We start from the raw sequence: 22900 nt of genomic DNA on the forward strand, positions 1-22900 counted from the left end.
GCAGCGCCACGGTGAGCTCGACCACGCCGAGCCCGGAGCCGAGATGGCCGCCGGTGATCGACACCGCGTCGATCATCTCCGCCCGCACCGCATCCGCCACCGCCTGCAGCTCGGATTCAGGAAGCTGGCGCAGCGCAGCCGGCTCCGGGACACGGTCGAGAAGCGCGCTCAGCTCGGGGGAAATCGCCACGGCATCAACCTCTATCGGACGGGATCGGTCTGACCGCCGAGCCTCAGGATATATCGAGCGGCGCCACGCCCTCGGGCCGCCCGTCGGCACCGAGGGTGATCCGCTGGATCCGCGCCTCGGCCCGCTTCAGCAGCGCTTCGCAGTGCTTCTTCAGCACCTCGCCGCGCTCGTAGATCGCCACCGACTCGTCCAGCGGGACATCGCCCCGCTCGAGCCTGCGCACGATCTCCTCGAGTTGCTCCAGCGCCTTCTCGAAGGGCAGGTCGCCGGCGGCCGGGGCCACCTCGGGTCTGCTCGCATTCATCCCACACACATCCTTTGGGTCGGTTCTAAGGCGGCATCCGGTGCGGCCACAACCCAGGCGAGGGCGGCGCCGGGCCGCCCCGGAGCGTTTTGGCGCGGTGCGGCGGCGTTTGCGCCACACTGGATCCTCTCTGCGAAAGGCCCCTCGAACGGGCACGCGCAGTGGCGGCGGCGCCGACAACCGGAAGTTTGGTGAACGGCGATCACGTCACGGTGAGGCAGAACGGCGTTCCCTCGAATGCCTCGGCGCCGCGGCCGATCCGTGCGATCGCCGCGACCATGCGGCCTTCTCGGCCGAGCATCCGGTCGGCGATCGCCACGAACAGGGGATTGGGGGTGGCGGACGGGGAGGCGGCCCGCAGGGTGTCGGCGATCGCGCCCTCGTCGCGCTCCGGCGCTAGCGCGCAGGCCGCGATATAGGCCGCCGCGGTGGAGCGGCTGATCCCGGCATAGCAGTGGATCACCAGCGGCTTGTCCCGGGGCCAGGTCCGGGCGAAGGCCAGGATGCCGGCCACGTGTTCATCAGCCGGCAAAACGTGTCCGTCCCGGGGCTCGGCGATGTCGCTGACCCCGATGACCGCGTGGTTCTCGGCGTCGATCAGCGCCGGCCGCTCCAGCGGCGTGCCGACATTGACGAGCGTGAGCACGTGGCTCGCCCCGGTGGCGGCGACGGTCTCGGGCAGGCGCGAGAGCGGACAGACGTGAAGAGTTGGCATGCAGCGGCCCATGGCGCGGGATCGTGACGGATCGAGGGCGGAGGCCTTCGGGCTCAGGTCCGGCAGAGGGCGTGGAAACGGCCGAGGAACTCCGCTTCGGCCTGTCCGGTCGGCCACGGTTCGGCCAGCGCCAGGACGGTCCCGGGCAGGTCCGGGGCGTCTCCGAAGTAGCGCACGGCTTCGTCCGGGGTGAATCCGGCGAGTTCCACCGCCTCGATATGGGCGGCGATCCGGTCAGCACGCTTGACGAGCTGGCCGAGGGTGGTCGCCGGCTCGGCCAGGCCGAAGCGGCGGCGTATGGCGGCGAGCAGGCGCAGCTCGACCCCACGATAGGCGTCACCGATCGCGGCCTTGAGCGGCGAGATGATGTCGCCGACGACGTATTCCGGGGCGTCGTGCAGCAGCAGCTCCAGCCCGTCGGGATCGGTGCAGCCGGGGGCGATGTGACGCCCGACCGCCTCCACCAGCAGGCTGTGCTGGGCCACGGAGAAGACGTGCGGCCCATGAGTCTGGCCGTTCCAGCGGGCGACCCGGGCGAGCCCGTGGGCGATGTCGGCGATCTCGATGTCCCGGGGCGCGGGATCGAGCAGGTCGAGGCGCCGGCCGGACAGCATCCGCTGCCAGGCCCGGGGCGCCGGGTCGCGCGCCTCGCTCATGCCGGCTGCTCCAGTTCGGCGCAGGGCCCATGCCGGTGGCAGCCGACGAGGTGGTCGTTCACCATCCCGACCGCCTGCATGAAGGCGTGAACGATGGTCGGGCCGCAGAAGGAGAAACCCTCCGCCTTGAGGGCCTTGCCGATCGCCCGGGAGACCGGTGTCTCGGTCTGGATCTCGGCGCGGCTCCGGGCGCCGCCCTGGATCGGCCGCCCGTCCACAAAATCCCACAGGAACGGCGCGAAGCCGGGGCCGTTCGCCTCGATCCGCAGCCAGGCCCGGGCCCCGGCGATCGTACCTAGGATCTTGGCGCGGTTGCGGATGATGCGGGTGTCCGCCATCAGCCGGGCCACATCGGCGTCGTTGTAGCGGGCGATGGCCTCCGGATCGAAGCCGGAGAACGCATCCCGAAACCCGTCGCGGCGGCGCAGGATCGTGATCCAGGACAGGCCCGCCTGGAAGCCGTCGAGGATCAGCTTCTCGTAGAGCGCTCGGCCGTCGCGCTCGGGCACGCCCCATTCCGTATCGTGATAGGCGACGTAGAGCGGGTCATGGCCGGCCCACCAGCAGCGGGGGCAGCCATCGGGGTGATCGATCAGGCCGGTCTCGGACATCCCGCTGGTTTAGCGAGAACAGGAGCGGAACGCTATTCCTGCACCACGACCGGATCCGCGGTCAGGCCGTCGGCGATCCCACCGCTTCCGAGAGCGCGAAGGTTGCGTAGGCGGGCTTCTCGAACGTCACCGGGCGGTCGCCCGCCAGCACCATCTCGCCGGCCGCAAAGGCATCGCCCAGACGGTCTAGGCGGACCAGGGCGAGGCCGCGATTCTCTCCGGCGCTGCCGGTGGTGCCCAAAACCTTGCCGCCGGCATTGATCTCGGTGCCGGGGTGAGGGGCCTCGCCCGAGTAATGGGCCGCCAGGATCCGGGTGCGGGCGGTGCCGCGGTGCTGCATGCGCGAGACCACCTCCTGGCCCACGTAGCAGCCCTTCTTGAAGTCGACGCCGCCGAGCTGGTCCATCATCGCCTCGTGGGGGAACGCGTCCCCATAGGCGTAGTCGCGCCCACCCTCGGGCACGGCGAGCCGGACGCGGTGGCGGTGGTAATCCGCCTCCGCGGCATCGGCGGAAAAAGCGCCCTCGGCGGCGTAGAGTCGGGCGCCGAGATCGACATGGCGGGTATCGGCGACGGTTCCGGTCTCCACCGCCGGGGAGGCGCCGGCCCAGGCAGCCGCCACCGCCACGGTCGGGTCGACCGCGATCGCGACCTGCGCGCGCAGCCGGTAGAGGGTCAGGCGCTTGGCGAGGTCGGCGGCGCGGTCGATGGCCGTGTCGAGGCGGAACCCATCCGGGATCCGCGAGATCAGGAAGTCGAACAGGATCTTGCCCTGCGGCGCCAGCAGGGCGCCGAGGCGGGTCTCTGCATCCTGAAGGGTCTCGACGTTGCAGGTCAGCACGCCCTGGAGCAGCGCGGCAGCATCCGGCCCGGTAACGGTGACGAGGGTACGGTCCGGCAGCAGGGCGACGGGCATGGCAGGCAGATCCTCACGCGACGGGGGCGACCCGGCAACCCGGAGCGCATGGCCGGGAGTTAGGTGCTTCGCGTGCCCGCCTCAACCGTTCACCGTCGCCGGTCTCCTCAGTGCTGCAGGGTCGTCGTGAAGGCGCCGCCGCGAATGCGCTCCGGAAAGCCCTCAGCGTAGCGGGCAGTGGCCTCCTCGCCGTAGGTCATCACGAGTTCCTGGAATGCTGCGAAGAGAGCGGCCTGGGCCATGCAATCACCGTCGAGGCCGTCGAGGCAGCCTTCCGCGAACGCCTCCGAGACGTAACTCAGAGCGACGCGTTTCTCCTCGACATCAACCTCGATGGGGGCGGTCTGAGAGATGTGCTGCATAGGCCGATACTTCCGCTGCGCCGGGCACAGGACCCGGCGGACCAGCGAATGATAGGCGGCTCCCCGCGCCTCGGCCAGTCAGGAATTTCAGATCGGTTAACGCGGATGCTCGAACTTGATGCTTCTCAGGGTTGCGGAAGGGGTGTGTTCCCTCTGCATCACCCGCCGAACCGTCCGGCCAGGGCGTGCGACAGCCTGTCGCCCTCGGCGACGTAGCGCGCGGCCGCCTCGTGCGCCGCGGGCGTGCAGACCCTGTAGGTCAGCGCGTAACCGCGATAGCCGCGATTGTAGGCGCCGGCCAGCCGGTCGCGCCGAGCCGGGGTCACGCCCTCGGATTCGATCAGGGCCTTCATGCGAGCCGGCCATTCCGCTGCGTCGGGTGCCGCACAGAGGCCACGCAGGAAGGCTAGGGCCCCGATGATCTCGGACATCCGCATCAGATCGCGGTCGTAAGGGGCGGGTACGTCGGCCGGCGGGGATGCCTCCTTGGGTGCATCCTTAGCGGGGGCGGGTGCAGCGCGGCTGCCGCGCTGCTGCGCCAGGGCCGGCCCCGCGAGTGCTACGGCAAGACACAGGATGATCGGAAGCCTCACGTGCGCGCTCCCATCTCACGCACAAGCGTGAACGCCTCGTGCAGGGTTTCGATCAGGCCGGGCGTCGTTGCCAAGCCGGCGACCTCGTCGCGTGTCGCCCAGCGCACCCCAAGCGCCTCCGGACCGGTCACGGGCTCGCCACCGCACCACAGGGCGGCGTGCGGATGGACGACGTAGTGATGGCGGGCGCGGCCGGCCTCGTCCCGGACGATGATCTCCGTGGGCGAAAGCACACCCACCACCTCGGCGGTGAGGCCGACCTCCTCGGACAATTCGCGCAACGCCGCCTCGGCCAGGGCCTCGCCGGCCTCCACCAGGCCGCCTGGCAGGGTCCAGACGCCGCGCATCGGCTCGTTGGCCCGGGCCGCCAATAGGACGTGCTCACCGCGGATCACAGCGATCGACGCGCCCACATAGGGTCGGGTTGGAAACAGGCGGCTGCCGCCATCGGCTGTGCCCTCGGTCACGGCTTGCCTCCATCAGGCGCGATGACCGCGACGCGCCCGTCGGCGAGACCGACGAGCAGCCGCGTCGCCGTGCCCTCGCCCAGGGCCACGATGCCGGTGGTGGCCGGCGCGGGCAGCGGGATGCGCAGGCGCTCGCGCAGCGAGCCCTTGGCCTGGAGGAGGGCGATCTCGGGACGGCCTGCCACCGGCAGCACGAGCTCGGGCGGCCCAGCGGTGGGGTTCGTGACGGCGAGGTCGGCATCGCCGTCGCCCGTTGCGTAGCCCGATGCCTCGCCGGCCGGTTCGATCGTGTCGGGGGACAGCGTCCAGATCTGCAGCAGGCCTCGAGCGCTGACCGTGGCGGCCTGCAAGCCGCCGGAACCGGCGAAATCCGCGATGCCGGCGATCTTGAGGGGCGGCCCGGGCTGCGGCGGCGTGCGGGCCATGACGCCCCAGGCGGGCTGACCGTCCGGACGCCCGATCAGCACGAGCCCCCCCGCCTCCGCTCCCGACAGGGTGGCCGCCAGGAGAGCCGGAAGGCCGGCGAGGCGCAGCAGGCGCGGCCGGAGAGGCGCGAACACCGCCTCGCCGCCTGCCGGCACCGTGACGGTGGCGACCGGGACGGGCTTCGGGTCGGTGCTGACCGCCATCGGCTGGCGTTCGCGGATGGTCAGGACCGCGGCGGCGTCGCCGCCGTCGGGCGCCCGGGCGCGGCCGGTGAGATAGGCGCTCAAGGCCCCGGCCAGGACCCGGCGCGAGCCCGGCAAGGCGCCCCGCGGCGTCTCGGCGGCGGTCAGCCCCTCGACCGCATCCCGGCCGATCGGCCGGACCATGACGGTGCCGTCCGTGAGACTGAGCACCGCGCCGCCGTCATCGCCCCAGATCAGGGCGATCGGGGCACTCTCCTCGTCACCGGCCGCCGGGCCGGCTTTCGCGCCGGCGATCGGCAGCAGGCCGGAGGTCGCAACCGAGATCGCCGCCTCGCTGCGCGGCCCGCGCAACGCCCGCACCTTGAAGGGCAGGTCGAGGATCCGGACGCCCGGCGCCTCCGCGCGGGGGGAGGCGAGCGGCGTGCACAGAAACAGGCTGAGGAGGATCGCAAAGCGCCGTCGCTCGACGGCCGGAGCTTGGCGCATGGCGGTCACAGGCTGCCCGGATCGCCGGGTCAAACGTGCTGGCCGCCGTTGATGTGCAACTCGGCCCCGTTCACATAGGACGAGGCATCGGTGCACAGGAAGTAGATCGCCTTGGCGACCTCGTCCGGGGTGCCGAGCCGCCGCTGCGGGATCTGCTCGACGAGCTTTTCCGTGCCGGGCGACAGGATCGAGGTGTCGATCTCGCCGGGGGAGATCGCGTTGACCCGCACGCCGAGGGGGCCGAAATCGGCGGCCATCTCGCGGGTCAGGCCGGCGAGCGCCGCCTTGGAGGTGCCGTAGGCCGCGCCCGCGAACGGGTGGACCCGGGAACCCGCGATGGAGGTGACGTTGACGATCGAGCCCCGGGCCCGGGCGAGCTCGTCGCGCAGGCCGCGGGCCAGCAGGATCGTGGCGAAGACGTTGACCTGGAACACCCGCTGCCAGCCGTCGAACTCGGTGGCCAGGGCGCCCAGGCGCTCGCCCGCCGGACCCTTCGGCGAGATGCCGGCATTGTTGACCAGCGCGTGCAGCACGCCGCCCTCGGCGTCGAGCCGCCCACGGACCTCCTCGATGGCGCGCATCGTGTCCTGTGCGTCCGCGAGATCGACCTGAAGGTGATCCTCGGGGCCCATCTCCCAGGGGCAGTTTTCGGGAAACGCGTGGCGCGAGCAGGTGATGACTCGCCAGCCGGCCGCTGAGAAGCGCTTGACCGTGGCGTGGCCGATGCCCCGGCTTGCGCCCGTGAGCAGCATGATGCGCCGGCGTTCGTTGACGGGGAGGGCCAAAGCCGTAAGCCTCGCTGGCGGGGTTTCGGAGCGCGTCCGGATCGGGCGCGGGGCGTCCCTGTGAGCCTGAACGGTCTAGGCTGACAGGGATCGGAAATCCAGAGTGCGTCACACGCGTACGGTACGGGAGAACGGGCAAGCCATGACGCGTACGGACCGCCTGCCGGAGATCCCGGTCGAGAACCTTTCGGAAGCGCAGGTCGCGGCTGCGGACGCGTTCCGGGCCGAGCGTGGGGTCCCGGTCTTCGGGCCGTTCGTGCCGCTGCTGCGCAGCCCCGACCTGATGCTGTGCGCCAGCCGCATGGGGCTCTATCTCCGCTACGGCAGCGCCCTGCCGCTGCGCATCAGCGAGTTCGTGATCCTGATCGTCGCCCGTCTGTGGAGCCAGCAGGTCGAGTGGCAGATCCATCACCCGATCGCCCTCAAGGCCGGGGTCGCACCGGAGACCGCACAGGCTTTGGCCGAGGGGCGCCGTCCCGTCACGATGAGCGACGACGAGGCGCTTGCTTACGCGTTCTCGACCGAGCTGCAGCACAACCGCGCGGTGAGTGAGGTCACCTACGCCGCCGTGGTGGCGCGCTTCGGCGAGCAGGGCGTGATCGATCTCACCGGCATCAACGGCTACTACGCGCTGCTGGCCATGACCATGAACGTCGCCCGCACGGCGTTGCCCGAAGGCGGGCCGCCGCCGCTGCCACCGCTGGTGCGCTAGGCGCCCCCGCCGCTTGTCGCGCCGGCCGCTTCGGTCTAACCGTCCCACTCCCCTGTGGGTGCTCGCTGCCGGCGCCCCGTCATCCCCTAAAACCGACCGGACGAAGCCATGGTCGCCCAGACCCGCGCCGCCACGGCGCCGAAGCCCGCGGATCCGGCGCTCGCCGGCGCCCGCATCCTTGTCGTCGAGGCGCGTTACTACGACGCCCTCGCGGACGAGCTGCTGGCTGGCGCGCGGGCGGCGATCGAGGCGGCCGGCGCGCACGCCACCGTTGTGACGGTGCCGGGCGCCCTGGAGATTCCCGCCGCGGTGGCGATCCTGGCGGACGATTACGATGCCGTGGTGGCCCTCGGCTGCGTGATCCGCGGCGAGACCGGACACTACGACATCGTGGCCGGCGAGAGCGCCCGCGCCTTGATGGACCTTTCGGTCCAGCGTCGGCTGCCGCTGGGCAACGGCATCCTCACCGTCGAGACCGAGGCGCAGGCGCTGGAACGCGCCCGGGTCGCCGAGATGAACAAGGGCGGCGGCGCGGCCGAGGCGGCACTCGCGGTGCTCGCCCTCAAGCGCGCGGCCGAGGCGGCGCGCCCGCAATAACGAGAACCGACATGACCGGGACCACCGAAACCAGGCCGGACGGCACCGCCCAGGATAGCGCCCCAGAGGGTATCCAGGAGACCGCCCGGACGATCAGCCCGCGCAGTGGCGCGCGCCTCGCTGTGGTGCAGGCGCTCTACGAGATGGACATCTCCGGTAAGGGCGTCCTCGACGCGCTCGCCGAGTTCGAGGCGTTCTGGATCGGCCAGGAGGTCGACGGGATCCTGCATCCCAAGGCCGAGACCGCCTTCTTCCGCGATCTGCTGCGCGGCACCGTGGAGGAGCAGCGGGCGATCGACCAGAAGCTCGACCAGGCCCTGGCCCAGGGCTGGCCGCTTCGGCGGATCGAGATCGTGCTGCGGGCGATCATGCGGGCGGGCGCCTACGAACTGATGTTCCGGCTCGACGTGCCGGCGCCGGCGGCGATCTCCGAATATGTCGACGTGGCCCACAGCTTCTACACCGCCGACGAGCCGGGCCTCGTCAACGCCGTGCTCGACCGGGTCGCCCGGGAAGTCCGGCCGGGCGAGGTAAGTGCGCCCAAGGGGGGGAGCAACAAGGGTGGCGGCAAGCCGGGCTCCGGGAAGCCGCCTGCCAAGAAGGCCTGAGCCGTGGCCGGGCCGGGGCGCGCCTCCGAGGAGGGGCTGATCGCCCGCTATTTTGCCCCGCTGGCGGGACCGGGGGCGGACGGGCTCCGGGACGATGCCGCGACGCTGACGCCGACCCCCGGGCACGACCTCGTGGTTACGGCCGACGCGGTGGTGGCCGGGATCCATTATTTCCCCGACGATCCCCCGGCCTCGATCGCCCGCAAGGCGCTCGGCGTGAACCTGTCCGACATCGCCGCGAAGGGTGCGGTGCCCCGCGGCTTCCTGCTGACCCTGGCGCTGCCCGACGACTGGACGGAGGCGTGGCTCGCCGGCTTCTCCGAGGGGCTCGGGGCGGCGGCCGCCGCGGCCGGCTGCCCGCTGCTCGGCGGCGATACGGTGCGCTCCGGCGGGCCGGCCCTGATCGGGATCACGGCGTTCGGCGAGGTGCCGGGCGGCGGCATCGTCCGGCGCGGCACCGCACGAGTCGGTGACCGGATCTGCGTCAGCGGCACGATCGGCGATGCGGCGCTCGGCCTGCGGCTGCGCCTGGAGCCGGAGGCGGCCTGGGCGGCGTCCCTCGATCCGGCGCAGCGGGCGGTGCTGGCCGACCGCTACCTGCATCCGCGCCCGCGCCTCGCCCTGGCGGGCGCGATCCGCCGCCACGCCGCGGCGGCGATGGACGTGTCGGACGGGCTCGCCGGCGACCTCGCCAAGATGCTGGGCGGGGGCCGTAGCGCCCGGATCGCGGTCGAGGCCGTGCCGCTCTCGGAGGCCGCCGCCCGGGCGCGCGCGGCGGAGCCCGGCCTGATCGAGCCGATCCTAACCGGCGGCGACGATTACGAAATTCTCTGCACGGTCGCCCCGGAGGGGCTCGACGCGCTCCGCGCCGAGGCGGCGGAAGCCGGCATCCCGCTCACCGCCATCGGCACCGTCACCTCAGGCGACGGCCCGCCCGGCTTCGAAATGGGCGATGGCGCTGCGCGCGTGTTCGCGGCTGGGGCGTTCAGCCACTTCTGAGGCGGGGCCGGGGCTGGTCCGGCCCAGCACGATGTGGGTGACCCCCTCGGGCTGGCGGCCGATCTGGCGGCGGACCTCGTCCATCATGCCGGCGGCCACGATCGGCATCCACAAGGCCATGTCGCCGGGCGTCATTGCGGAGCGGCCGGTGACCGCCTCCTCCGGGCGGGGCGGGGTCGAGAACGCCCGCTGCAGGATGTGCAGCAGGTCGCCCTGGGCCGCTTCCGGCTGGGCCGCGACCCGCTCGGCGATCAAAAAGTGCACCGCCCCCGTCAAGACCTCGATCGTCGCCGCCAGCTTGGCGACCTGGTCGCTGCTCATGTCCAGCCCCATCCGCGTGTACAACCGGAAGTAGAAGGACGTATGGTTAATCGCGGGTTAAGGCCGGCGATCCTGCGCAGAATCCGGTCCGCCGGGAGGCCCGAGCGTCGCGAGCGCGGTCCAGCCTTCGAAGAAATGGCTCCGCAAAGTCCGGTTCGCTGCGAAGGCTCCTCGCAGCAAGAGCCCGCCAAAGTCTTGCGCGGTGCAGCATTCGCGTATCGCGCTGCCGGAACTGCTGAACTTGGCATTTGCGCTCACCGGCGAAGTTTGGCAACTAGAGTCGGCTCGAACACGCCATGCTCGGGCCGGTTCTTATCCTTTGCTGAGACGGCTCACTGTCGCCGAAACGGTCACCCATCGGCGGCGGCCACGCCAAGACTGATTTTCTGGGAAGGAATGCCGCGACTCGAGCACACGTCCCATGGCCGTCCTCCGGTGGCCAAGCTCGACAACAATCACAAGCCCCGCCAGGCCCGATAAGAATAAGGACGGTAGAGCATGATCCCCTTGGCCTTGATCATCGTGGGCGGGCTCTGCGCCGTCGCCTACGGCATCGTCACGATCCTCGATGTGATGCGGCGCGACGCCGGCACCCAGCGCATGCAGGAGATCGCCGCCGCCATCGCGGAGGGCGCGCAGGCCTATCTGAAGCGGCAATACCTCACCATCGGCCTGGTCGGATTGGTGCTGTTCGTGCTGCTGGCGGTGTTCCTCGGGATCAAGGTCGCGGTCGGATTCCTGATCGGCGCCGTCCTGTCGGGAGCGGCCGGGTTCATCGGCATGAACGTCTCGGTGCGCGCCAATGTCCGCACCGCGCAAGCCTCATCGACCTCGCTGGGGGCCGGCCTCGACATGGCATTCAAGTCCGGCGCCGTGACCGGCATGCTGGTCGCCGGCCTCGCGCTGCTGGGGGTCGCCCTCTACTACCTGTTCCTCACCCGCGGCGCCGGGCTCGACCCGTCGAGCCGCGAGGTGATCGACGCGCTGGTGGCGCTCGGTTTCGGCGCCTCGCTGATCTCGATCTTCGCGCGGCTGGGCGGCGGTATCTTCACCAAGGGCGCCGATGTCGGCGGCGATCTCGTCGGCAAGGTCGAGGCCGGGATCCCGGAGGACGACCCCCGCAACCCGGCCACCATCGCGGACAATGTCGGCGACAATGTCGGCGATTGCGCCGGCATGGCGGCCGACCTGTTCGAGACCTACGCGGTGACCATCGTGGCCACCATGGTGCTGGCCGCGATCTTCTTCTCCGGCCCCACCGGCAGCGGCCGGGCGGTGCTGGAGCCGATGATGCTCTATCCCCTGGCCATCGGGGCGGCCTGCATCGTCACCTCGATCACCGGCACCTACGCGGTGCGGCTGTCCGCCAACCAGTCGATCATGGGCGCCCTGTACAAGGGGCTGATCACCGCGGGCGTGCTGTCCGTGGTGGCGATCGCGATCGTCAACCTGACCCTGCTGGGCGGCTTCTCGACCGCCTTCACCACCTCCACCGGCGTGACCTTCACGTCGGGCGGCCTGTTCGGCTGCGCGGTGATCGGGCTCGCCATCACGGCGCTCATCGTGGTGATCACCGAGTACTACACCGGCACCAATTTCCGCCCGGTGAAGTCCATCGCCGACGCCTCCGTGACCGGCCACGGCACCAACGTGATCCAGGGCCTGGCAATCTCGCTGGAATCCACGGCGCTCCCGGCGCTGGTGATCGTGGCCGGCATCATCGCGACCCATGCGCTGGCCGGCCTGTTCGGCATCGCCATCGCGGTCACCGCCATGCTGGCGCTCGCCGGCTTCATCGTGGCGCTCGACGCCTTCGGGCCGGTCACCGACAATGCCGGCGGCATCGCCGAGATGGCCGGCCTGCCCCCGGATGTCCGCAAGTCCACGGACGCGCTGGATGCCGTCGGCAACACCACCAAGGCGGTGACCAAGGGCTACGCGATCGGCTCGGCCGGCCTCGGCGCCCTGGTGCTGTTTGCCGCCTACACGTCCGACCTGAACTACTTCATCGCCAATGCCAGCCCGACGCAGTACCGGTTCTTCCAGGGCGTCAGCGTCGATTTCTCCCTGTCCAACCCCTACGTGGTGGTCGGGCTGCTGCTCGGCGGCCTGATCCCGTTCCTGTTCGCCGGCATCGCCATGACGGCGGTCGGCCGGGCGGCGGCCGCGGTGGTCGAGGAGGTCCGGCGCCAGTTCCGGGAGAAGCCCGGGATCATGCAGGGCACCGACCGGCCCGATTACGGCCGCGCGGTCGACATGCTGACCCGGGCGGCGATCAAGGAGATGATCGTCCCGTCGCTGCTGCCGGTGCTCTCGCCGGTCGTGATCTTCTTCGTGATCCAGCTGATTGCGGGCAAGAGCCAGGCCTTCGCCACGGTAGGCGCGAGCCTGCTCGGGGTGATCCTCACCGGCCTCTACGTCGCGATCTCGATGACCTCGGGCGGCGGCGCCTGGGACAACGCCAAGAAGTACATCGAGGACGGCCACCACGGCGGCAAGGGCTCCGAGGCCCACAAGGCCGCGGTGACGGGCGACACGGTCGGCGACCCCTACAAGGACACGGCCGGCCCCGCCGTGAACCCGGCGATCAAGATCACCAACATCATCGCCCTGCTGCTGCTGGCGGTGCTGGCGCATTACTGAGGGGCGGGGGCGGCGATCCTGCCTGGGCCCAGACGGTTCATGCAGGATCGAGCCGCTGCTCCGGCGCCGGACGCCCGACCGAGAGCCCGACCGCAATCAGCCTGGTCATGGCGATGCCTGAGACGGGTGGATTGTCGTCGGTCGCTTCCGGTGGCGAAACGCGACGAGCGGACGCGTGTTCCGGGAGGGACGGCAGGCCGCTGGGCGCCGGCTTCAGACGATGGCCGACCGGCAGAAAACCGACCTTCGGTTCGACGCGTCCTGCTCGCTGAACCGCAAGATTGCGCTCCTGCCAGTGCTACATCGCCCATGCGCGCGCTGGGCGTTTCGTGGAAAGCCCGCGATCGGCTGCGAGACAGCCGGAGCGTCGCATGAAGGTCGTCGTTATCGGCGCAACCGCTCCCATCGGCTCGGCAAGCCGTGTCCCGCCTGAAGACTGGGTGGCGGGCCGTCGTCGAGCACCCCGCCATAGGCGAGCGGGACCACACAGCTGGCAAAGCGCGGGGCGCGCGCACGTGTGGGTTCGTCGAGTCGCGGTACCTTCGGTGTCCGCCCGAGGTATGGGGCGGACGGATTCAATTCCAAATCCGGTCCGTTGCGTTATCCTGCTGCTGACACACCGGGCGGAACGGCCTGCCTGGCACAAACGGAGCGCCGATCCATGTTCGACGAATACGGCATTCCACGTGGCGCCGAGTTGAACGAACCCGCGCTGCCCGCGCTGTATCATTTCGTCTACTGCAGCCGCGCCGCCGTCGGCGTCGACGACGCCGAGGTCGGCCGCATCGTCGAGGCGGCCCAGCGCCACAATCTCGCCCGCGGCATCACCGGCGTGCTGGTTTACGGCAGCGGTGTTTTCTTCCAGTGGATCGAGGGGCCGGCCGCCGAGATCCAGAAGCTGATCACGAGCCTTCATGGCGATTCGCGCCATTACGATATCGTTTCGCTGAGCCAGAGCGAGGAAGAGCGAGAGCGTCTCTATCCGAACTGGGACATGGAGCGGGTCGAAGCGGAGGATATCCGCCTGGTGCTACAGGATGCGCTGGACAGCACCGAAGACAAGAACAACGTCGCGGCACTGAAGCGGATTCTCGAGCACCTTGATGCCGGGCCGCTGGTTTCGCTCGGGCGAAACTGATCGGGCCTGCGCCCGGTAGCCTCCAGCCCATCCGCCCCTGGCGTCGTGACGAAAGGATCGATCGCCATGCGGGCTGCCGGGACGCGTTTGAGCGATGCGCGTCGCGAAAGGCATCGGGTGGGCGGATGGCTCATCGCCGCCGCAGCGACCGTTCGAGCGCGCGCCGCCCGAAGTAGATACCGGTTCGGCGTTTGCGAGCGCGTCACATCACGGACTGAGAGCCGGTCCCGATCGCAACACGATCGGGACCGGCTCTCAGGCGGCAAGGCGCCGTGTCGTCAGCGAAAGACGTTCGGGGGCGCCGGCGGATTCGCATGGAGCAGCGTGATCGTCACCCGTCGGTTCGGGGCGATGTAGGGATTGTCGGGAAAAACCGGCTCGGTGTCGGCACGGCCCACCACGGACAGGAAGTTGTCGTTGGGAACGCCGGCGCCCGACAGGATCTCGCGCACGGCGAGCGCACGCCCGGCGGTGAGGTTCCAGGGTTCGACGCCCCGCGCCGAGCCCGGGCGCGCGACGGCCGTGTGGCCGGTGATCGACAGGCGGTTGGGCAGCTTGCGCAGGGCGGGCGCGAGCGCCTCCAGCACGCGACGGGTGCGCTCGTTGGGGTCGACGGAGCCCTCGCGGAACATGGAGCGGCCGTCCTGATCCACGAGGGACACGTTCACGCCCTCCCTAGTCGGCTCGATCACGATGTTCTTCGACAGCTCGGCGATGTCGGGCATCGACTGGAGCGCCTGCCGGAGGCTGGCTATGGCGCTGTAATCGGTCTGCGCGCTGGCGGCCGGGCGGCTGGTATCGACATCGCTGGCGCGGCCCGGCGTGTTCGGGCGCGCCCTGTCCTCCGGCTCGGCAGAGCCCCGCGCCGCGTCGCGGGGCGTGGACGCCTTGTTGCCCGACGTGTCCAGGGCGGTGCCGTAGAGCATTCCGCCAGCGCCGCTGGTTGCAGGGCTCGATGCCGACGGCGCGAAGTATTCCGCCAAACCGTTCTTCTGCTCCTGCGTCGTCATGCTGATCAGCCACATCAACAGGAAGAACGCCATCATGGCGGTCACGAAGTCCGCATAGGCGATCTTCCAGGCCCCGCCGTGATGCGCGTGAGCGGCCTTCTTGACCTTCTTGATGATGATCGTGGCCATCGAATCCCTGCTCGATACCGGGTCAGTTCTGGGCGGGCAGAGCGGCGGTTGCCGCTTCCACTTCGTTGAAGGTCGGGCGGACGTCGCTCATCAGGGACTTGCGGGCAAATTCCACCGCCATCACCGGCGGCTGGCCGCCGATATGGGCGAGCAGACCCGCCTTGAGGGACAGGAAGTACTTGGATTCGGCCTCGAAGAGGCTCTTGAGCGACTGCGCCATGGGCCCGAAGAAGCCATAGGCGACGAAGACGCCGAAGAAGGTGCCGACCAGCGCGCCGCCGATCAGATGTCCCAGGACCTCCGGCGGCTCCTTGATCGCCCCCATCGTCTTGATCACGCCGAGCACGGCGGCGACGATGCCGAGCGCCGGTGTTCCGTCGGCGAGCGACTGCATGGCCGACACGACACGCTCCTGCTCCTGGTGGTGCGTCTCCAGTTCCTCATCCATGAGCGCGTCGATCTCGTAGACGTTGTTGGCGCCCAGCGTGACCATACGCATGTAGTCGCAGACGAACTCGACGGCGTGATGGTTCGCTGCGAAGGTCGGGAAGGCGTTGAACAGCGTCGACGCGCTCGGATCCTCGATGTGCGGCTCGAGCGCCATCGCGCCCTTCGACTTCGCAAGTTTGAACAACGAATACTGCATACCCAGCAGTTCGACATAGCTTTGCTGCGTGTATTTGGGGCCCTTCACGAGCGTCCCCAGCATGGAGGGCACGGCCTTGAGCACCGGCCCGACGTTGCCGATGACGAAGGCCCCGATCGCGGCACCGAGGATGATGACGAACTCGAACGGCTGCCACAGGACGAGCAGGTGGCCGCCCATCATCGCGTAGCTGCCGAAGACGCAGGCGAAGACGATGATTGTGCCGACGATCAGCCGCATGATGTGCCATCCTTACGCGGCGGCAGGTCGAATCCGCACGACGCCGTTCATGATCTGGCAAATCACTGATTAAGGTTAACGCTGGGTTTAGCGCTGCGGCCGAAGAATTCGCAAACGTTAGATCCGGGCGTCTGGTGCAGCGAGTTTGACCGGACGTGACGGGCGCGGGCGCGTCGCAAACGCGATCACGCCCGCTTTGACGGGTCGTCGGGCGCAGCCGCCGCGCCTGCCGCTCCAGCCCCGGGGCCGGCCCAGGATCCGCAAGGCCTGGCCGCGGGCTGGGGCGCGACGCGCGCAGCGCCTGGAAGGCCGGCATGTCCCGGCCGCCCTGATCGCCCGGGCGGTCTCCAGGCCCCGACGCGACGCGTTGCGCGCGCGAGGCGCTGCGCCGCGCGCGCGGACCGGAGGTCGATCACGCCACCGTCAATCGCCAGGTCCTGCCCCGACGATCACTGCGGCCGCAGCTGCGGGATGGCCTTCTTCACCCGGGTATAGCCGCGGGTGGCCAGCGGCCAGGCGACTTCGTCCCAGGGCCGCCGGACGCGCAGGCACGCGTCCGGGAGGGCATCCGCGGACGGGCCGACCGGAGCCCAGGCCGTGACGACCGGGTGGGCGTCGGACCAATCCGGGGCCACCGGTCCCGCCGGGCAGCCGAAATGCGCCGCCGCGCGCGCCAGGGCATCGGCCATCGCCGCCGCATCGGCCGCCCGAACCTTGTCCGACGCATCCGGGGCGTGGGCGACCAGGCCGCCGACCCGGACCACCCGGGCGTCGCCCAGCGGCAGGCTCTCCGGGTGCAGGTCGTCGAGATGCAGCAACAGGGCGACGTCGCCGGCCGGCGCCGCATCGGCCCGCGGCAGCGCCACCTCGCGCGGCGGGTTCGGTTCATCGAGGGAATCCGGATATTCGTCGAGCCCGGCGGGATCGAACCGGCCCTCCGTGTAGCGCCGGATGTTTTCGGCCCGGGCGACGTAATGCTTGCCCCGCGTGTGCAGGCCCGCCACCCAGCGCCAGGACAGGGTGTTGCTCGCCGGGTCGCCATCGACGAGATGGCGCAGGAAGAAGTCGGCGCCGAGCGCCCAGGGCAGGCGCAGGGTGAAGATCCAGATCGAGGCGAACCACATCCGCGCATGGTTGTGCAGCCAGCCGGTCTCGACCAGCTCGCGCACCCAATCGTCGAAGCCGTCGATGCCGGTCCGGCCCTCGACCGCGCGCTCGTAGGTCCGGCGCAGCCCCGGCTCAGCGGAAAGCCGCGCCCGGTCCGCCGCGGCCAGCGCCAGAAAATCCGTCCAGGCGGCCGGGTGGGTCTCCAGATGGCCCTTGAAGTAGGTCCGCCAGAACACCTCGGACACGAATTTCTCGGCGCCGCCGTCGCCGAAGGCGCTGTCGGCGGCGGCCACCACCTCGGCCTCGGTGATCAGGCGCCGCCGCAGATAGGGCGACAGCGCCGAGGTGGTCGGGCGCGCCTGCGCGCCCCGGTCGGTGTTGCGGGTGGCGGCGTAATCGGCGCCGGCCTCCGCCAGAAAGGCGGAGAGACGGTCGAGCCCGGCATCCCGGGTCATGGGAAAGATGCGATCCATCCCGCTGAGCTAGCGCGGGGCCGCGCCGGCACGGCTGCGACCCATTCCCCGCCCCGCGGCGCCCGTGTCCGGAGGACGCCCCGGATGCTCTCGGGAGCGCGCCTCCCGTCTCCGGCGCGCGAGCCCCGGAGACGGGAGGGCGTTGATCTTACGTCATCGTGTTCCGAAAGGAGGCCGCCTTTCGGGATGATGCTCGGGCGCCGCTCAATCCTCGTCGTCGTGCTTGTCCAGGCCGTTGATCGCCTGGCCGTTGATCTTGGCCTTGAGCACGTTGGAGGGCTTGAACACCATCACCTGGCGGGGCTCGATCGCCACCTCGACGCCGGTCTTGGGGTTGCGGCCCACGCGCTTGCCCTTGCTGCGCACCACGAAGGACCCGAACGAGGACAGCTTGACGGTCTCGCCCCCCGCCAGGCAGGCGCAGATCTCGGACAGCACGGTCTCGACCAGGGCGGAAGACTCGGTCCGGGACAGGCCCACCTGGTGGTAGACGGCCTCGCTCAAGTCGGCGCGCGTCACCGTCTTGCCTGCCATGCCGTGTCCCCTCGCCCGCTCTTCTCATCCGACAGCCCACAGGCGCGACGAACCGCGCCGCACCCTGAGCTGAAGGTGTATCCCTATGATCCGGCACGCTAATCGGCGCCCGCCGCCCGGTCAACCGCAGGGAGGCGTGGAATTGCTCCAGCCTCTCACCAGCGGATCAGGGCGGCGCCCCAGCTGAAGCCGCCGCCGATCGCCTCGATCATCACCAGGTCGCCGGGCTGGATGCGGCCGTCCCGCCGGGCGACGTCCAGGGCCAGGGGAATCGAGGCCGCCGAGGTGTTGCCGTGGCGGTCCACCGTCAGCACGATCTTGTCGCGGGCGATGCCGAGCTTGTCGGCCGAGGCCTCGATGATCCGGCGGTTGGCCTGGTGCGGCACGAACCAGTCGAGATCGTCCGCGGTGACGCCGGCCTGCGCGAAGGCGTCGGCGATCACGTCGGTGACCTGCCCGACCGCGAACCGGAACACCTCCCGGCCCTCCATGCGCAGATGCCCGGTGGTGCCGGTGGAGCCCGGCCCGCCATCGACGTAGAGCTTGTCCCGGTGCCGGCCGTCCGAGCGCAGGCTGGCGCAGAGCACGCCGCGCTCGCCCGCATCGGCCCGGGCCTCCAGCACCACCGCTCCGGCCCCGTCGCCGAACAGCACGCAGGTGGTGCGGTCCTCCCAGTCGACGATGCGCGAGAAGGTCTCGGCGCCGATCACCAGGGCGCGGCGGGCCGAGCCGGTGGTCAGGAACTTGTCGGCGGTGGAGACCGCGAACACGAAGCCGGCGCAGACCGCCTGCAGGTCGAAGGCCGCGCCCTGATGGATGCCGAGCGCCGCCTGGATCTGGGTGGCGGTGGCCGGGAAGGTGTGGTCCGGCGTCGAGGTCGCGCAGATCACCAGGTCGATGTCGTCAGCCGTCAGGCCGGCATCGGCGAGGGCGGCCTGGGCGGCCCGGGTGCCGAGCACCGAGGTGGTCTCGCTCGCATCGGCGATATGGCGCTGGCGGATGCCGGTACGCTGGACGATCCATTCGTCGGAGGTGTCGACCCGCTCGGTCAGGGCCGCGTTGGTCACCACCTGCGCGGGCAGGCTCGACCCGGTCCCGACCACCACCGAGCGCAGCACCTGCGAGGAATCTGTGCGGAGGGCTGACATCGCTTTCCTTCCCGGACGGCGCGGGCTTCACAATCGCAGTTGTGTCGCCCCGGACGTCCGTATTCCATCCGTCTGAACACGCGGCGCCGGTATAGGGATCCGGCCTCCGTGGTAAGCGCGTGGTCCTCACGCAGGCCCCGCGCTCGATAGAGAATTTTTCCAGGACCGTCCCGGCCAAGTTCGGTGATCCGAGGGGCAACAGCGGCAGGATCGATCACCCCGTCATTCCGGGGCCGCGAAGTGGAGCCCGGAATCCAGAACCATAGGTCGAGCAAGACTTTGCGCCGTCGGCGGCTCTGGCTTCCGGACTCGCCTTCGGCGCCCTGGAAGGGCAGGGAGGGCTTCACGCGGGGCGTGAAAGTCCAAGGTTTCCGGACCGCACATCTCCTCGTCGAACCAACTGCTGAGTGCCCGATCTGCCGCCCGTAGGGTACGGCACGCCGCAAGGCAAAAACATCACGCCGGCGCCAGCACGGCCGTCTGGTCGAGCATCTCGCGGATCGTGCGGATCATGTCCTGGCGGGCCATGTCGTGGGCCAGGTCGATGGCCGCGGCGAAGCCCTGCGCGTTCTCCGAGCCGTGGCTCTTGATGACGATGCCTTCCAGGCCGAGGAACACGCCGCCATTGGCGCGGCTCGGATTCATCTTGTCCTTCAGGGCCTTGAACGCCTGGCGGGCGAACAGCGCACCGATCTTGGCCGACAGCGTCCGGGTCATGGCCGAGCGGAGATAGGTGCCGATCTGCTTGGCCGTGCCCTCGGCGGTCTTGAGCGCGATGTTTCCCGTGAAACCTTCCGTCACCACCACGTCGACGGTGCCGCGGCCGAGATCCGTGCCCTCGACGAAGCCGTGATAGGTCAGGCGCGGGCTGTCCATCTCGCGCAGCAGCCGGGCGGCCTCCTTGACCGCCTCGTTGCCCTTCATCTCCTCGGTGCCGACGTTGAGCAGGCCCACCGTCGGCTTGTCGAGGTCGAACACGATGCGGGCCATGGCCGAGCCCATCACGGCCATCTCGACCAGGTGCTCCGCGTCGGTGCCGATGGTGGCGCCGACATCGAGCACGACGCTCTCGCCGCGCACGGTGGGCCACAGGCAGGCGATCGCCGGGCGCTCGATGCCCGACATGGTTTTCAGGCAGATCTTCGACATCGCCATCAGGGCGCCGGTGTTGCCGGCGGACACGCAGGCATCGGCCTGCCCGTCGCGCACCGCCTGGACCGCCTGCCACATCGAGGACTTGCCCCGGCCCTGGCGCACCGCCTGGCTGGGCTTGTCGTCCATGGCCACGGCCACAGTCGTGTGGCGGATCTCGACGCAGTCCTTGAGCCGCGGCTCCTTGGCGACCAGCGGGGCGATCACCGCCTCGTCGCCGAACAGCAGGAACGTCATGCCGGGATGGCGCTCACGGGCCAGCGCGGCGCCGGGCACGACGGTGGTGGGCCCGTGGTCGCCGCCCATGGCGTCGAGCGAGATGCACACGCGTTGGGACATGTCTTTGCGGGTCGCGGTCTCGGCAGGGGAAGTGCGGCGGGACGGCCGGAGGGCCGCCCGCCAAGCGCGGCGGACCATAGCGATACCGGCCCGCCGGGCAAATGAATTCGGGCCGGACGGGTCAGGCAATTGTTTCGGGGCGGGCGAATCCCCTGCGGTGCTCGAACCCGGGTGATCCTATGAAGCCCCCTCATCCTGAGGTGCCCGCGCAGCGGGCCTCGAAGGAGCCCTCCAGGGATCGCGCGGCCGGCTGGAGGGCTCCTTCGAGGCCTCCGCTGCGCTTCGTCGCCTCAGGATGAGGGGGTTAGATGGGAGATTCCCCTTGGTCGAAACCGACCGCCGAATTCCCCCCTCCCGCGCAGCGGCCCGACTGCGGCAGCGCCAAGCCGACCGCCTTCACCCCTCTCCATCACGCAGCTGGCGCAGCGCGTCGAAGGGCCCCGCATCCTCGCCGATCACCACAGGCTCGAAGGCGATGCCGGGCTTGCGCGGATAGGGGTCGAGGCCGAGCGCCAGGAACTCGGCCGTGAGCGCACCGAAATCGATTCGGCCGCCGATCAGCGGATCGGGGATCTCGACATCCTCGGCATCGGTGCCGGCGAGCTGGTCGGTGTCGGTGAACACGACCTCCACGGGCTCGCGGACCGGTCCCTCGAACGGCTCGAGGCTGACCGTGCAGACCTGCGTCACCACGGCCTCGACCGTGCCGGTCACGGTCATCCGGTTGGTCGAGCCCGAGATCTCGAAGCGCCCGACCAGGTCCCGGATGGCGGGAATCTTGAAATCGGCGGCGAGCGTGGCGCATTCGGCCGGGCTCGCCTCGACGGTGACGGCGCCCCGCCCCTGCGGCAGGCGCTCGACATTGACCCAGCGCGTGAGCGGTCCGCTCTCAGGACCCGTACGGTGTCTCATATCCTGTCTCCGGTCGGGGCCGGCGCGAAGGCGTCCGGCTCCGGGAAGGGCGGCCCGGCACCGAGCAGCCCGTCGAGATTGACCTCAGCCAGCGCCGCGTCGGCCGCCAGCACGTAGGCGGCGAGGCCGACCGCGTCACCTGCGCCGCCCAGGACATTGCGGGCGAGCACCACGGCCAGGGCCGCTCCGTCGCCGGCATCGAGGGCGGCATCGTAGCCGGTGGCCCGGCCGTAGAAGGCGGCGCCGAGCTTCTTCATCCGCTTGCCGACGCCCATATCGCCGACACCGAGCTCACGCAAAGAGGCGTCGAGCTGGGCGAAGACCGCATTAACCAGATCCTGGGCCACGTCGGCCGCCGGGGCGGGAAGCCGGTTGAGCCGGCGCAGGACCAGGATGACGTGCAGGCAGAGGGCCTCGAACCGGCCCTCGACGGTGTCGGGCACGGCGAGCCCCGTGTAGAGGCCCGGCCGGCGCGCCGCCAGGCTGATGGCCGCGTGCAGCCCCTCGACGGCGCGGCGGCGCGCGCTGTCGCGCCGGAACAGGCCGGCGATCATGGATGCCTCGCGAGCTTGAAGGATGCCAGGAACAAAGCCGACACGCGCCTCTCCCTCCTCCCTCTGCGGGGGAGGGTGGCCCCCGAAGGATGGCGGGCCGGGACGAAGTCCCGCAAGAGGGGAGCGACGGTGCAGAACGAAGTGGTGGTCTTCATGAAGGCTGCGCCGTTCCCGGCAGCCGGGTTCCCCTCTCCCGACCCCTGCTGACGCAGGGGCCACCCTCCCCCGCAAGGGGGGGAGGGAGAGCGGGTGCGTTGGGCCCGGGCCTGTGGCCAAGCTTGCCTTGTCAAAGCCATATCCCCGCGGTACGGCAACCCACGCCCAAGGCGCAAGCGCCGTCGGAGACATGGACCGGCGGCGGCCTGCGTCGCTCGTCCGTCAACACGCTCTCTGGGGGCCCGATGCGGCGCCGTCTCGTCCAGTCCTTTGCGCGCCTCGCCCTGCTGGGCCTCGCGGGCGCCGGCCTCGCCGGTTGCGTCGGCGAAGAGCTGCGCCATGGCTACCAGATCGATCAGGCCGCGCTCGCGACGATCAAGCCCGGCATGAGCCCCGAGCAGGTGCTGCAGATCCTCGGCACGCCGTCGACGGTCTCCACGGTGGGCAACAAGTCCTGGTACTACATCTCGCAGAACACCAGCCGGACGATCATGTTCCTGGGCGAGCAGGTCGAGGACCAGAAGGTCACGGCGGTCTATTTCACCCCCGGCTTCAAGGTCGAGCGCGTGGCCCTCTACGGCCTCCAGGACGGCAAGGTGTTCGACTTCATCGAGCGCACCACGCCGACCAGCGGCGCCGACCGGGCCTTCCTCAGCCAGCTGTTCCGCGGCCTGACCCGCTACGAGCCGTTCGGCTCCGGCAAGGGCACCAGCGTCGTCCCGGGCGCCGGGCGCGGGCTGTAACAAGAGCCGGAGGTTGCCAAGGGGC

General features: G+C 70.3%; 27 protein-coding genes. 7 read left to right on the forward strand and 20 right to left on the reverse strand.

Annotation, left to right across the window (positions count from 1 at the left end; genetic code table 11):
- From MKK65_RS02975 to MKK65_RS03025, 11 genes are all read right to left on the reverse strand, one after another.
- Positions 1-190: 1-deoxy-D-xylulose-5-phosphate synthase N-terminal domain-containing protein (locus MKK65_RS02975; protein ID WP_243955196.1), on the reverse strand; the 190-nt coding region annotated here is incomplete at its 3' end.
- Positions 191-233: 43 nt separating this feature from the next.
- Positions 234-494, reverse strand: a complete 261-nt coding sequence (locus MKK65_RS02980) for an exodeoxyribonuclease VII small subunit (RefSeq protein WP_058193261.1) — start codon at positions 492-494, stop codon at positions 234-236.
- Between the two features lie 202 nt (positions 495-696).
- A complete protein-coding gene (locus tag MKK65_RS02985; RefSeq protein ID WP_243955301.1) occupies positions 697-1209 on the reverse strand; it encodes a tyrosine phosphatase family protein in 513 nt (170 codons plus the stop codon).
- A 53-nt stretch (positions 1210-1262) separates the two neighbouring features.
- Positions 1263-1865 carry an HD family hydrolase gene (locus MKK65_RS02990; RefSeq protein ID WP_243955198.1) on the reverse strand — a complete coding sequence of 201 codons (603 nt, stop codon included), beginning with the start codon at positions 1863-1865 and terminating at the stop codon, positions 1263-1265.
- Entirely contained in the window at positions 1862-2476 is a 615-nt protein-coding gene (locus MKK65_RS02995) for a DNA-3-methyladenine glycosylase I (RefSeq protein WP_243955200.1), read from the reverse strand. The genes MKK65_RS02990 and MKK65_RS02995 overlap by 4 nt, the downstream gene beginning before the upstream one ends.
- 61 nt (positions 2477-2537) lie before the next feature.
- Positions 2538-3392, reverse strand: a complete 855-nt coding sequence (locus tag MKK65_RS03000) for a YgfZ/GcvT domain-containing protein (RefSeq protein ID WP_243955202.1) — start codon at positions 3390-3392, stop codon at positions 2538-2540.
- A gap of 107 nt (positions 3393-3499) precedes the next feature.
- The gene (locus tag MKK65_RS03005; RefSeq protein ID WP_007564226.1) at positions 3500-3754 is read right to left on the reverse strand and encodes a hypothetical protein; all 255 of its coding nucleotides are present in this window, start codon (positions 3752-3754) and stop codon (positions 3500-3502) included.
- A 158-nt stretch (positions 3755-3912) separates the two neighbouring features.
- Complete coding sequence (locus MKK65_RS03010; protein ID WP_058193257.1) at positions 3913-4347, reverse strand: TIGR02301 family protein; 435 nt, start codon at positions 4345-4347, stop codon at positions 3913-3915.
- The gene (locus tag MKK65_RS03015) at positions 4344-4814 is read right to left on the reverse strand and encodes an NUDIX hydrolase (protein WP_243955204.1); all 471 of its coding nucleotides are present in this window, start codon (positions 4812-4814) and stop codon (positions 4344-4346) included. Before MKK65_RS03015 ends, MKK65_RS03010 begins: the two co-directional genes overlap by 4 nt.
- Complete coding sequence (locus MKK65_RS03020; protein WP_243955206.1) at positions 4811-5929, reverse strand: hypothetical protein; 1119 nt, start codon at positions 5927-5929, stop codon at positions 4811-4813. The genes MKK65_RS03015 and MKK65_RS03020 overlap by 4 nt, the downstream gene beginning before the upstream one ends.
- A 29-nt stretch (positions 5930-5958) precedes the next feature.
- Positions 5959-6681 carry an SDR family NAD(P)-dependent oxidoreductase gene (locus tag MKK65_RS03025; RefSeq protein ID WP_058193267.1) on the reverse strand — a complete coding sequence of 241 codons (723 nt, stop codon included), beginning with the start codon at positions 6679-6681 and terminating at the stop codon, positions 5959-5961.
- A 175-nt stretch (positions 6682-6856) separates the two neighbouring features.
- Here MKK65_RS03025 and MKK65_RS03030 point away from each other — a divergent pair, with 175 nt between their 5' ends.
- From MKK65_RS03030 to thiL, 4 genes are all read left to right on the forward strand, one after another.
- Positions 6857-7426: a carboxymuconolactone decarboxylase family protein gene (locus MKK65_RS03030; RefSeq protein ID WP_243955208.1), complete on the forward strand. Its 570-nt coding sequence runs from the start codon at positions 6857-6859 to the stop codon at positions 7424-7426.
- Between the two features lie 108 nt (positions 7427-7534).
- The gene (gene ribH / locus MKK65_RS03035; protein ID WP_058193253.1) at positions 7535-8023 is read left to right on the forward strand and encodes a 6,7-dimethyl-8-ribityllumazine synthase; all 489 of its coding nucleotides are present in this window, start codon (positions 7535-7537) and stop codon (positions 8021-8023) included.
- A gap of 11 nt (positions 8024-8034) precedes the next feature.
- Entirely contained in the window at positions 8035-8631 is a 597-nt protein-coding gene (gene nusB, locus MKK65_RS03040; protein ID WP_279596486.1) for a transcription antitermination factor NusB, read from the forward strand.
- A 3-nt stretch (positions 8632-8634) separates the two neighbouring features.
- Positions 8635-9630, forward strand: coding sequence for a thiamine-phosphate kinase (thiL, locus tag MKK65_RS03045; RefSeq protein ID WP_243955210.1), 996 nt, complete (start codon positions 8635-8637; stop codon positions 9628-9630).
- Here the strand turns inward: thiL and MKK65_RS03050 are convergent.
- Complete coding sequence (locus tag MKK65_RS03050; protein WP_243955212.1) at positions 9550-9951, reverse strand: hypothetical protein; 402 nt, start codon at positions 9949-9951, stop codon at positions 9550-9552. The genes thiL and MKK65_RS03050 overlap by 81 nt on opposite strands.
- A gap of 498 nt (positions 9952-10449) precedes the next feature.
- Here MKK65_RS03050 and MKK65_RS03055 point away from each other — a divergent pair, with 498 nt between their 5' ends.
- Positions 10450-12594 carry a sodium-translocating pyrophosphatase gene (locus MKK65_RS03055; protein WP_243955214.1) on the forward strand — a complete coding sequence of 715 codons (2145 nt, stop codon included), beginning with the start codon at positions 10450-10452 and terminating at the stop codon, positions 12592-12594.
- A gap of 661 nt (positions 12595-13255) precedes the next feature.
- The gene (locus MKK65_RS03060) at positions 13256-13732 is read left to right on the forward strand and encodes a BLUF domain-containing protein (protein ID WP_243955216.1); all 477 of its coding nucleotides are present in this window, start codon (positions 13256-13258) and stop codon (positions 13730-13732) included.
- Positions 13733-14010: 278 nt separating this feature from the next.
- On the opposite strand, the gene MKK65_RS03065 is transcribed toward MKK65_RS03060, so the two are convergent.
- The 8 genes from MKK65_RS03065 to MKK65_RS03100 form a co-directional block, all read right to left on the reverse strand.
- Positions 14011-14871, reverse strand: a complete 861-nt coding sequence (locus MKK65_RS03065; RefSeq protein ID WP_058193248.1) for a flagellar motor protein MotB — start codon at positions 14869-14871, stop codon at positions 14011-14013.
- A gap of 22 nt (positions 14872-14893) precedes the next feature.
- Positions 14894-15757 (reverse strand): flagellar motor stator protein MotA, encoded by an 864-nt coding sequence (gene motA / locus MKK65_RS03070; protein WP_243955218.1) that lies wholly within the window; start codon positions 15755-15757, stop codon positions 14894-14896.
- Between the two features lie 449 nt (positions 15758-16206).
- Complete coding sequence (locus MKK65_RS03075; RefSeq protein WP_243955220.1) at positions 16207-17319, reverse strand: FAD-binding domain-containing protein; 1113 nt, start codon at positions 17317-17319, stop codon at positions 16207-16209.
- 222 nt (positions 17320-17541) lie between these two features.
- Positions 17542-17871, reverse strand: coding sequence for an integration host factor subunit alpha (locus tag MKK65_RS03080; protein ID WP_058193245.1), 330 nt, complete (start codon positions 17869-17871; stop codon positions 17542-17544).
- A 155-nt stretch (positions 17872-18026) separates the two neighbouring features.
- Positions 18027-19019, reverse strand: coding sequence for a beta-ketoacyl-ACP synthase III (locus tag MKK65_RS03085; protein ID WP_243955222.1), 993 nt, complete (start codon positions 19017-19019; stop codon positions 18027-18029).
- Between the two features lie 456 nt (positions 19020-19475).
- The gene (gene plsX / locus MKK65_RS03090) at positions 19476-20510 is read right to left on the reverse strand and encodes a phosphate acyltransferase PlsX (RefSeq protein WP_243955224.1); all 1035 of its coding nucleotides are present in this window, start codon (positions 20508-20510) and stop codon (positions 19476-19478) included.
- Positions 20511-20906: 396 nt separating this feature from the next.
- Positions 20907-21422 carry a YceD family protein gene (locus tag MKK65_RS03095; protein WP_243955225.1) on the reverse strand — a complete coding sequence of 172 codons (516 nt, stop codon included), beginning with the start codon at positions 21420-21422 and terminating at the stop codon, positions 20907-20909.
- Entirely contained in the window at positions 21419-21976 is a 558-nt protein-coding gene (locus MKK65_RS03100) for a ubiquinol-cytochrome C chaperone family protein (RefSeq protein WP_243955228.1), read from the reverse strand. The genes MKK65_RS03095 and MKK65_RS03100 overlap by 4 nt, the downstream gene beginning before the upstream one ends.
- A gap of 401 nt (positions 21977-22377) precedes the next feature.
- Here MKK65_RS03100 and MKK65_RS03105 point away from each other — a divergent pair, with 401 nt between their 5' ends.
- Positions 22378-22875: an outer membrane protein assembly factor BamE gene (locus tag MKK65_RS03105; protein ID WP_058193240.1), complete on the forward strand. Its 498-nt coding sequence runs from the start codon at positions 22378-22380 to the stop codon at positions 22873-22875.
- The last annotated feature ends 25 nt before the right edge of the window (positions 22876-22900 follow it).

The organism is Methylobacterium sp. J-001, assembly GCF_022829565.1.
Taxonomy (GTDB): Bacteria; Pseudomonadota; Alphaproteobacteria; order Rhizobiales; family Beijerinckiaceae; genus Methylobacterium.

Coding starts and splice junctions, on each gene's coding strand:
- MKK65_RS03000 (WP_243955202.1), bottom strand. CDS start 3,392: ATGCCCGTCGCCCTGCTGCCGGACCGTACCCTCGTCACCGTTACCGGG.
- MKK65_RS03060 (WP_243955216.1), top strand. CDS start 13,256: ATGTTCGACGAATACGGCATTCCACGTGGCGCCGAGTTGAACGAACCC.
- MKK65_RS03105 (WP_058193240.1), top strand. CDS start 22,378: ATGCGGCGCCGTCTCGTCCAGTCCTTTGCGCGCCTCGCCCTGCTGGGC.
- plsX (WP_243955224.1), bottom strand. CDS start 20,510: ATGTCCCAACGCGTGTGCATCTCGCTCGACGCCATGGGCGGCGACCAC.
- MKK65_RS02995 (WP_243955200.1), bottom strand. CDS start 2,476: ATGTCCGAGACCGGCCTGATCGATCACCCCGATGGCTGCCCCCGCTGC.
- ribH (WP_058193253.1), top strand. CDS start 7,535: ATGGTCGCCCAGACCCGCGCCGCCACGGCGCCGAAGCCCGCGGATCCG.
- MKK65_RS03025 (WP_058193267.1), bottom strand. CDS start 6,681: ATGCTGCTCACGGGCGCAAGCCGGGGCATCGGCCACGCCACGGTCAAG.
- MKK65_RS03080 (WP_058193245.1), bottom strand. CDS start 17,871: ATGGCAGGCAAGACGGTGACGCGCGCCGACTTGAGCGAGGCCGTCTAC.
- MKK65_RS02985 (WP_243955301.1), bottom strand. CDS start 1,209: ATGCCAACTCTTCACGTCTGTCCGCTCTCGCGCCTGCCCGAGACCGTC.
- MKK65_RS03065 (WP_058193248.1), bottom strand. CDS start 14,871: ATGGCCACGATCATCATCAAGAAGGTCAAGAAGGCCGCTCACGCGCAT.
- MKK65_RS03020 (WP_243955206.1), bottom strand. CDS start 5,929: ATGCGCCAAGCTCCGGCCGTCGAGCGACGGCGCTTTGCGATCCTCCTC.
- MKK65_RS03030 (WP_243955208.1), top strand. CDS start 6,857: ATGACGCGTACGGACCGCCTGCCGGAGATCCCGGTCGAGAACCTTTCG.
- MKK65_RS02990 (WP_243955198.1), bottom strand. CDS start 1,865: ATGAGCGAGGCGCGCGACCCGGCGCCCCGGGCCTGGCAGCGGATGCTG.
- motA (WP_243955218.1), bottom strand. CDS start 15,757: ATGCGGCTGATCGTCGGCACAATCATCGTCTTCGCCTGCGTCTTCGGC.
- MKK65_RS03100 (WP_243955228.1), bottom strand. CDS start 21,976: ATGATCGCCGGCCTGTTCCGGCGCGACAGCGCGCGCCGCCGCGCCGTC.
- MKK65_RS03075 (WP_243955220.1), bottom strand. CDS start 17,319: ATGACCCGGGATGCCGGGCTCGACCGTCTCTCCGCCTTTCTGGCGGAG.
- MKK65_RS03095 (WP_243955225.1), bottom strand. CDS start 21,422: ATGAGACACCGTACGGGTCCTGAGAGCGGACCGCTCACGCGCTGGGTC.
- MKK65_RS02980 (WP_058193261.1), bottom strand. CDS start 494: ATGAATGCGAGCAGACCCGAGGTGGCCCCGGCCGCCGGCGACCTGCCC.
- MKK65_RS03005 (WP_007564226.1), bottom strand. CDS start 3,754: ATGCAGCACATCTCTCAGACCGCCCCCATCGAGGTTGATGTCGAGGAG.
- nusB (WP_279596486.1), top strand. CDS start 8,035: ATGACCGGGACCACCGAAACCAGGCCGGACGGCACCGCCCAGGATAGC.
- MKK65_RS03055 (WP_243955214.1), top strand. CDS start 10,450: ATGATCCCCTTGGCCTTGATCATCGTGGGCGGGCTCTGCGCCGTCGCC.
- MKK65_RS03050 (WP_243955212.1), bottom strand. CDS start 9,951: ATGAGCAGCGACCAGGTCGCCAAGCTGGCGGCGACGATCGAGGTCTTG.
- MKK65_RS03085 (WP_243955222.1), bottom strand. CDS start 19,019: ATGTCAGCCCTCCGCACAGATTCCTCGCAGGTGCTGCGCTCGGTGGTG.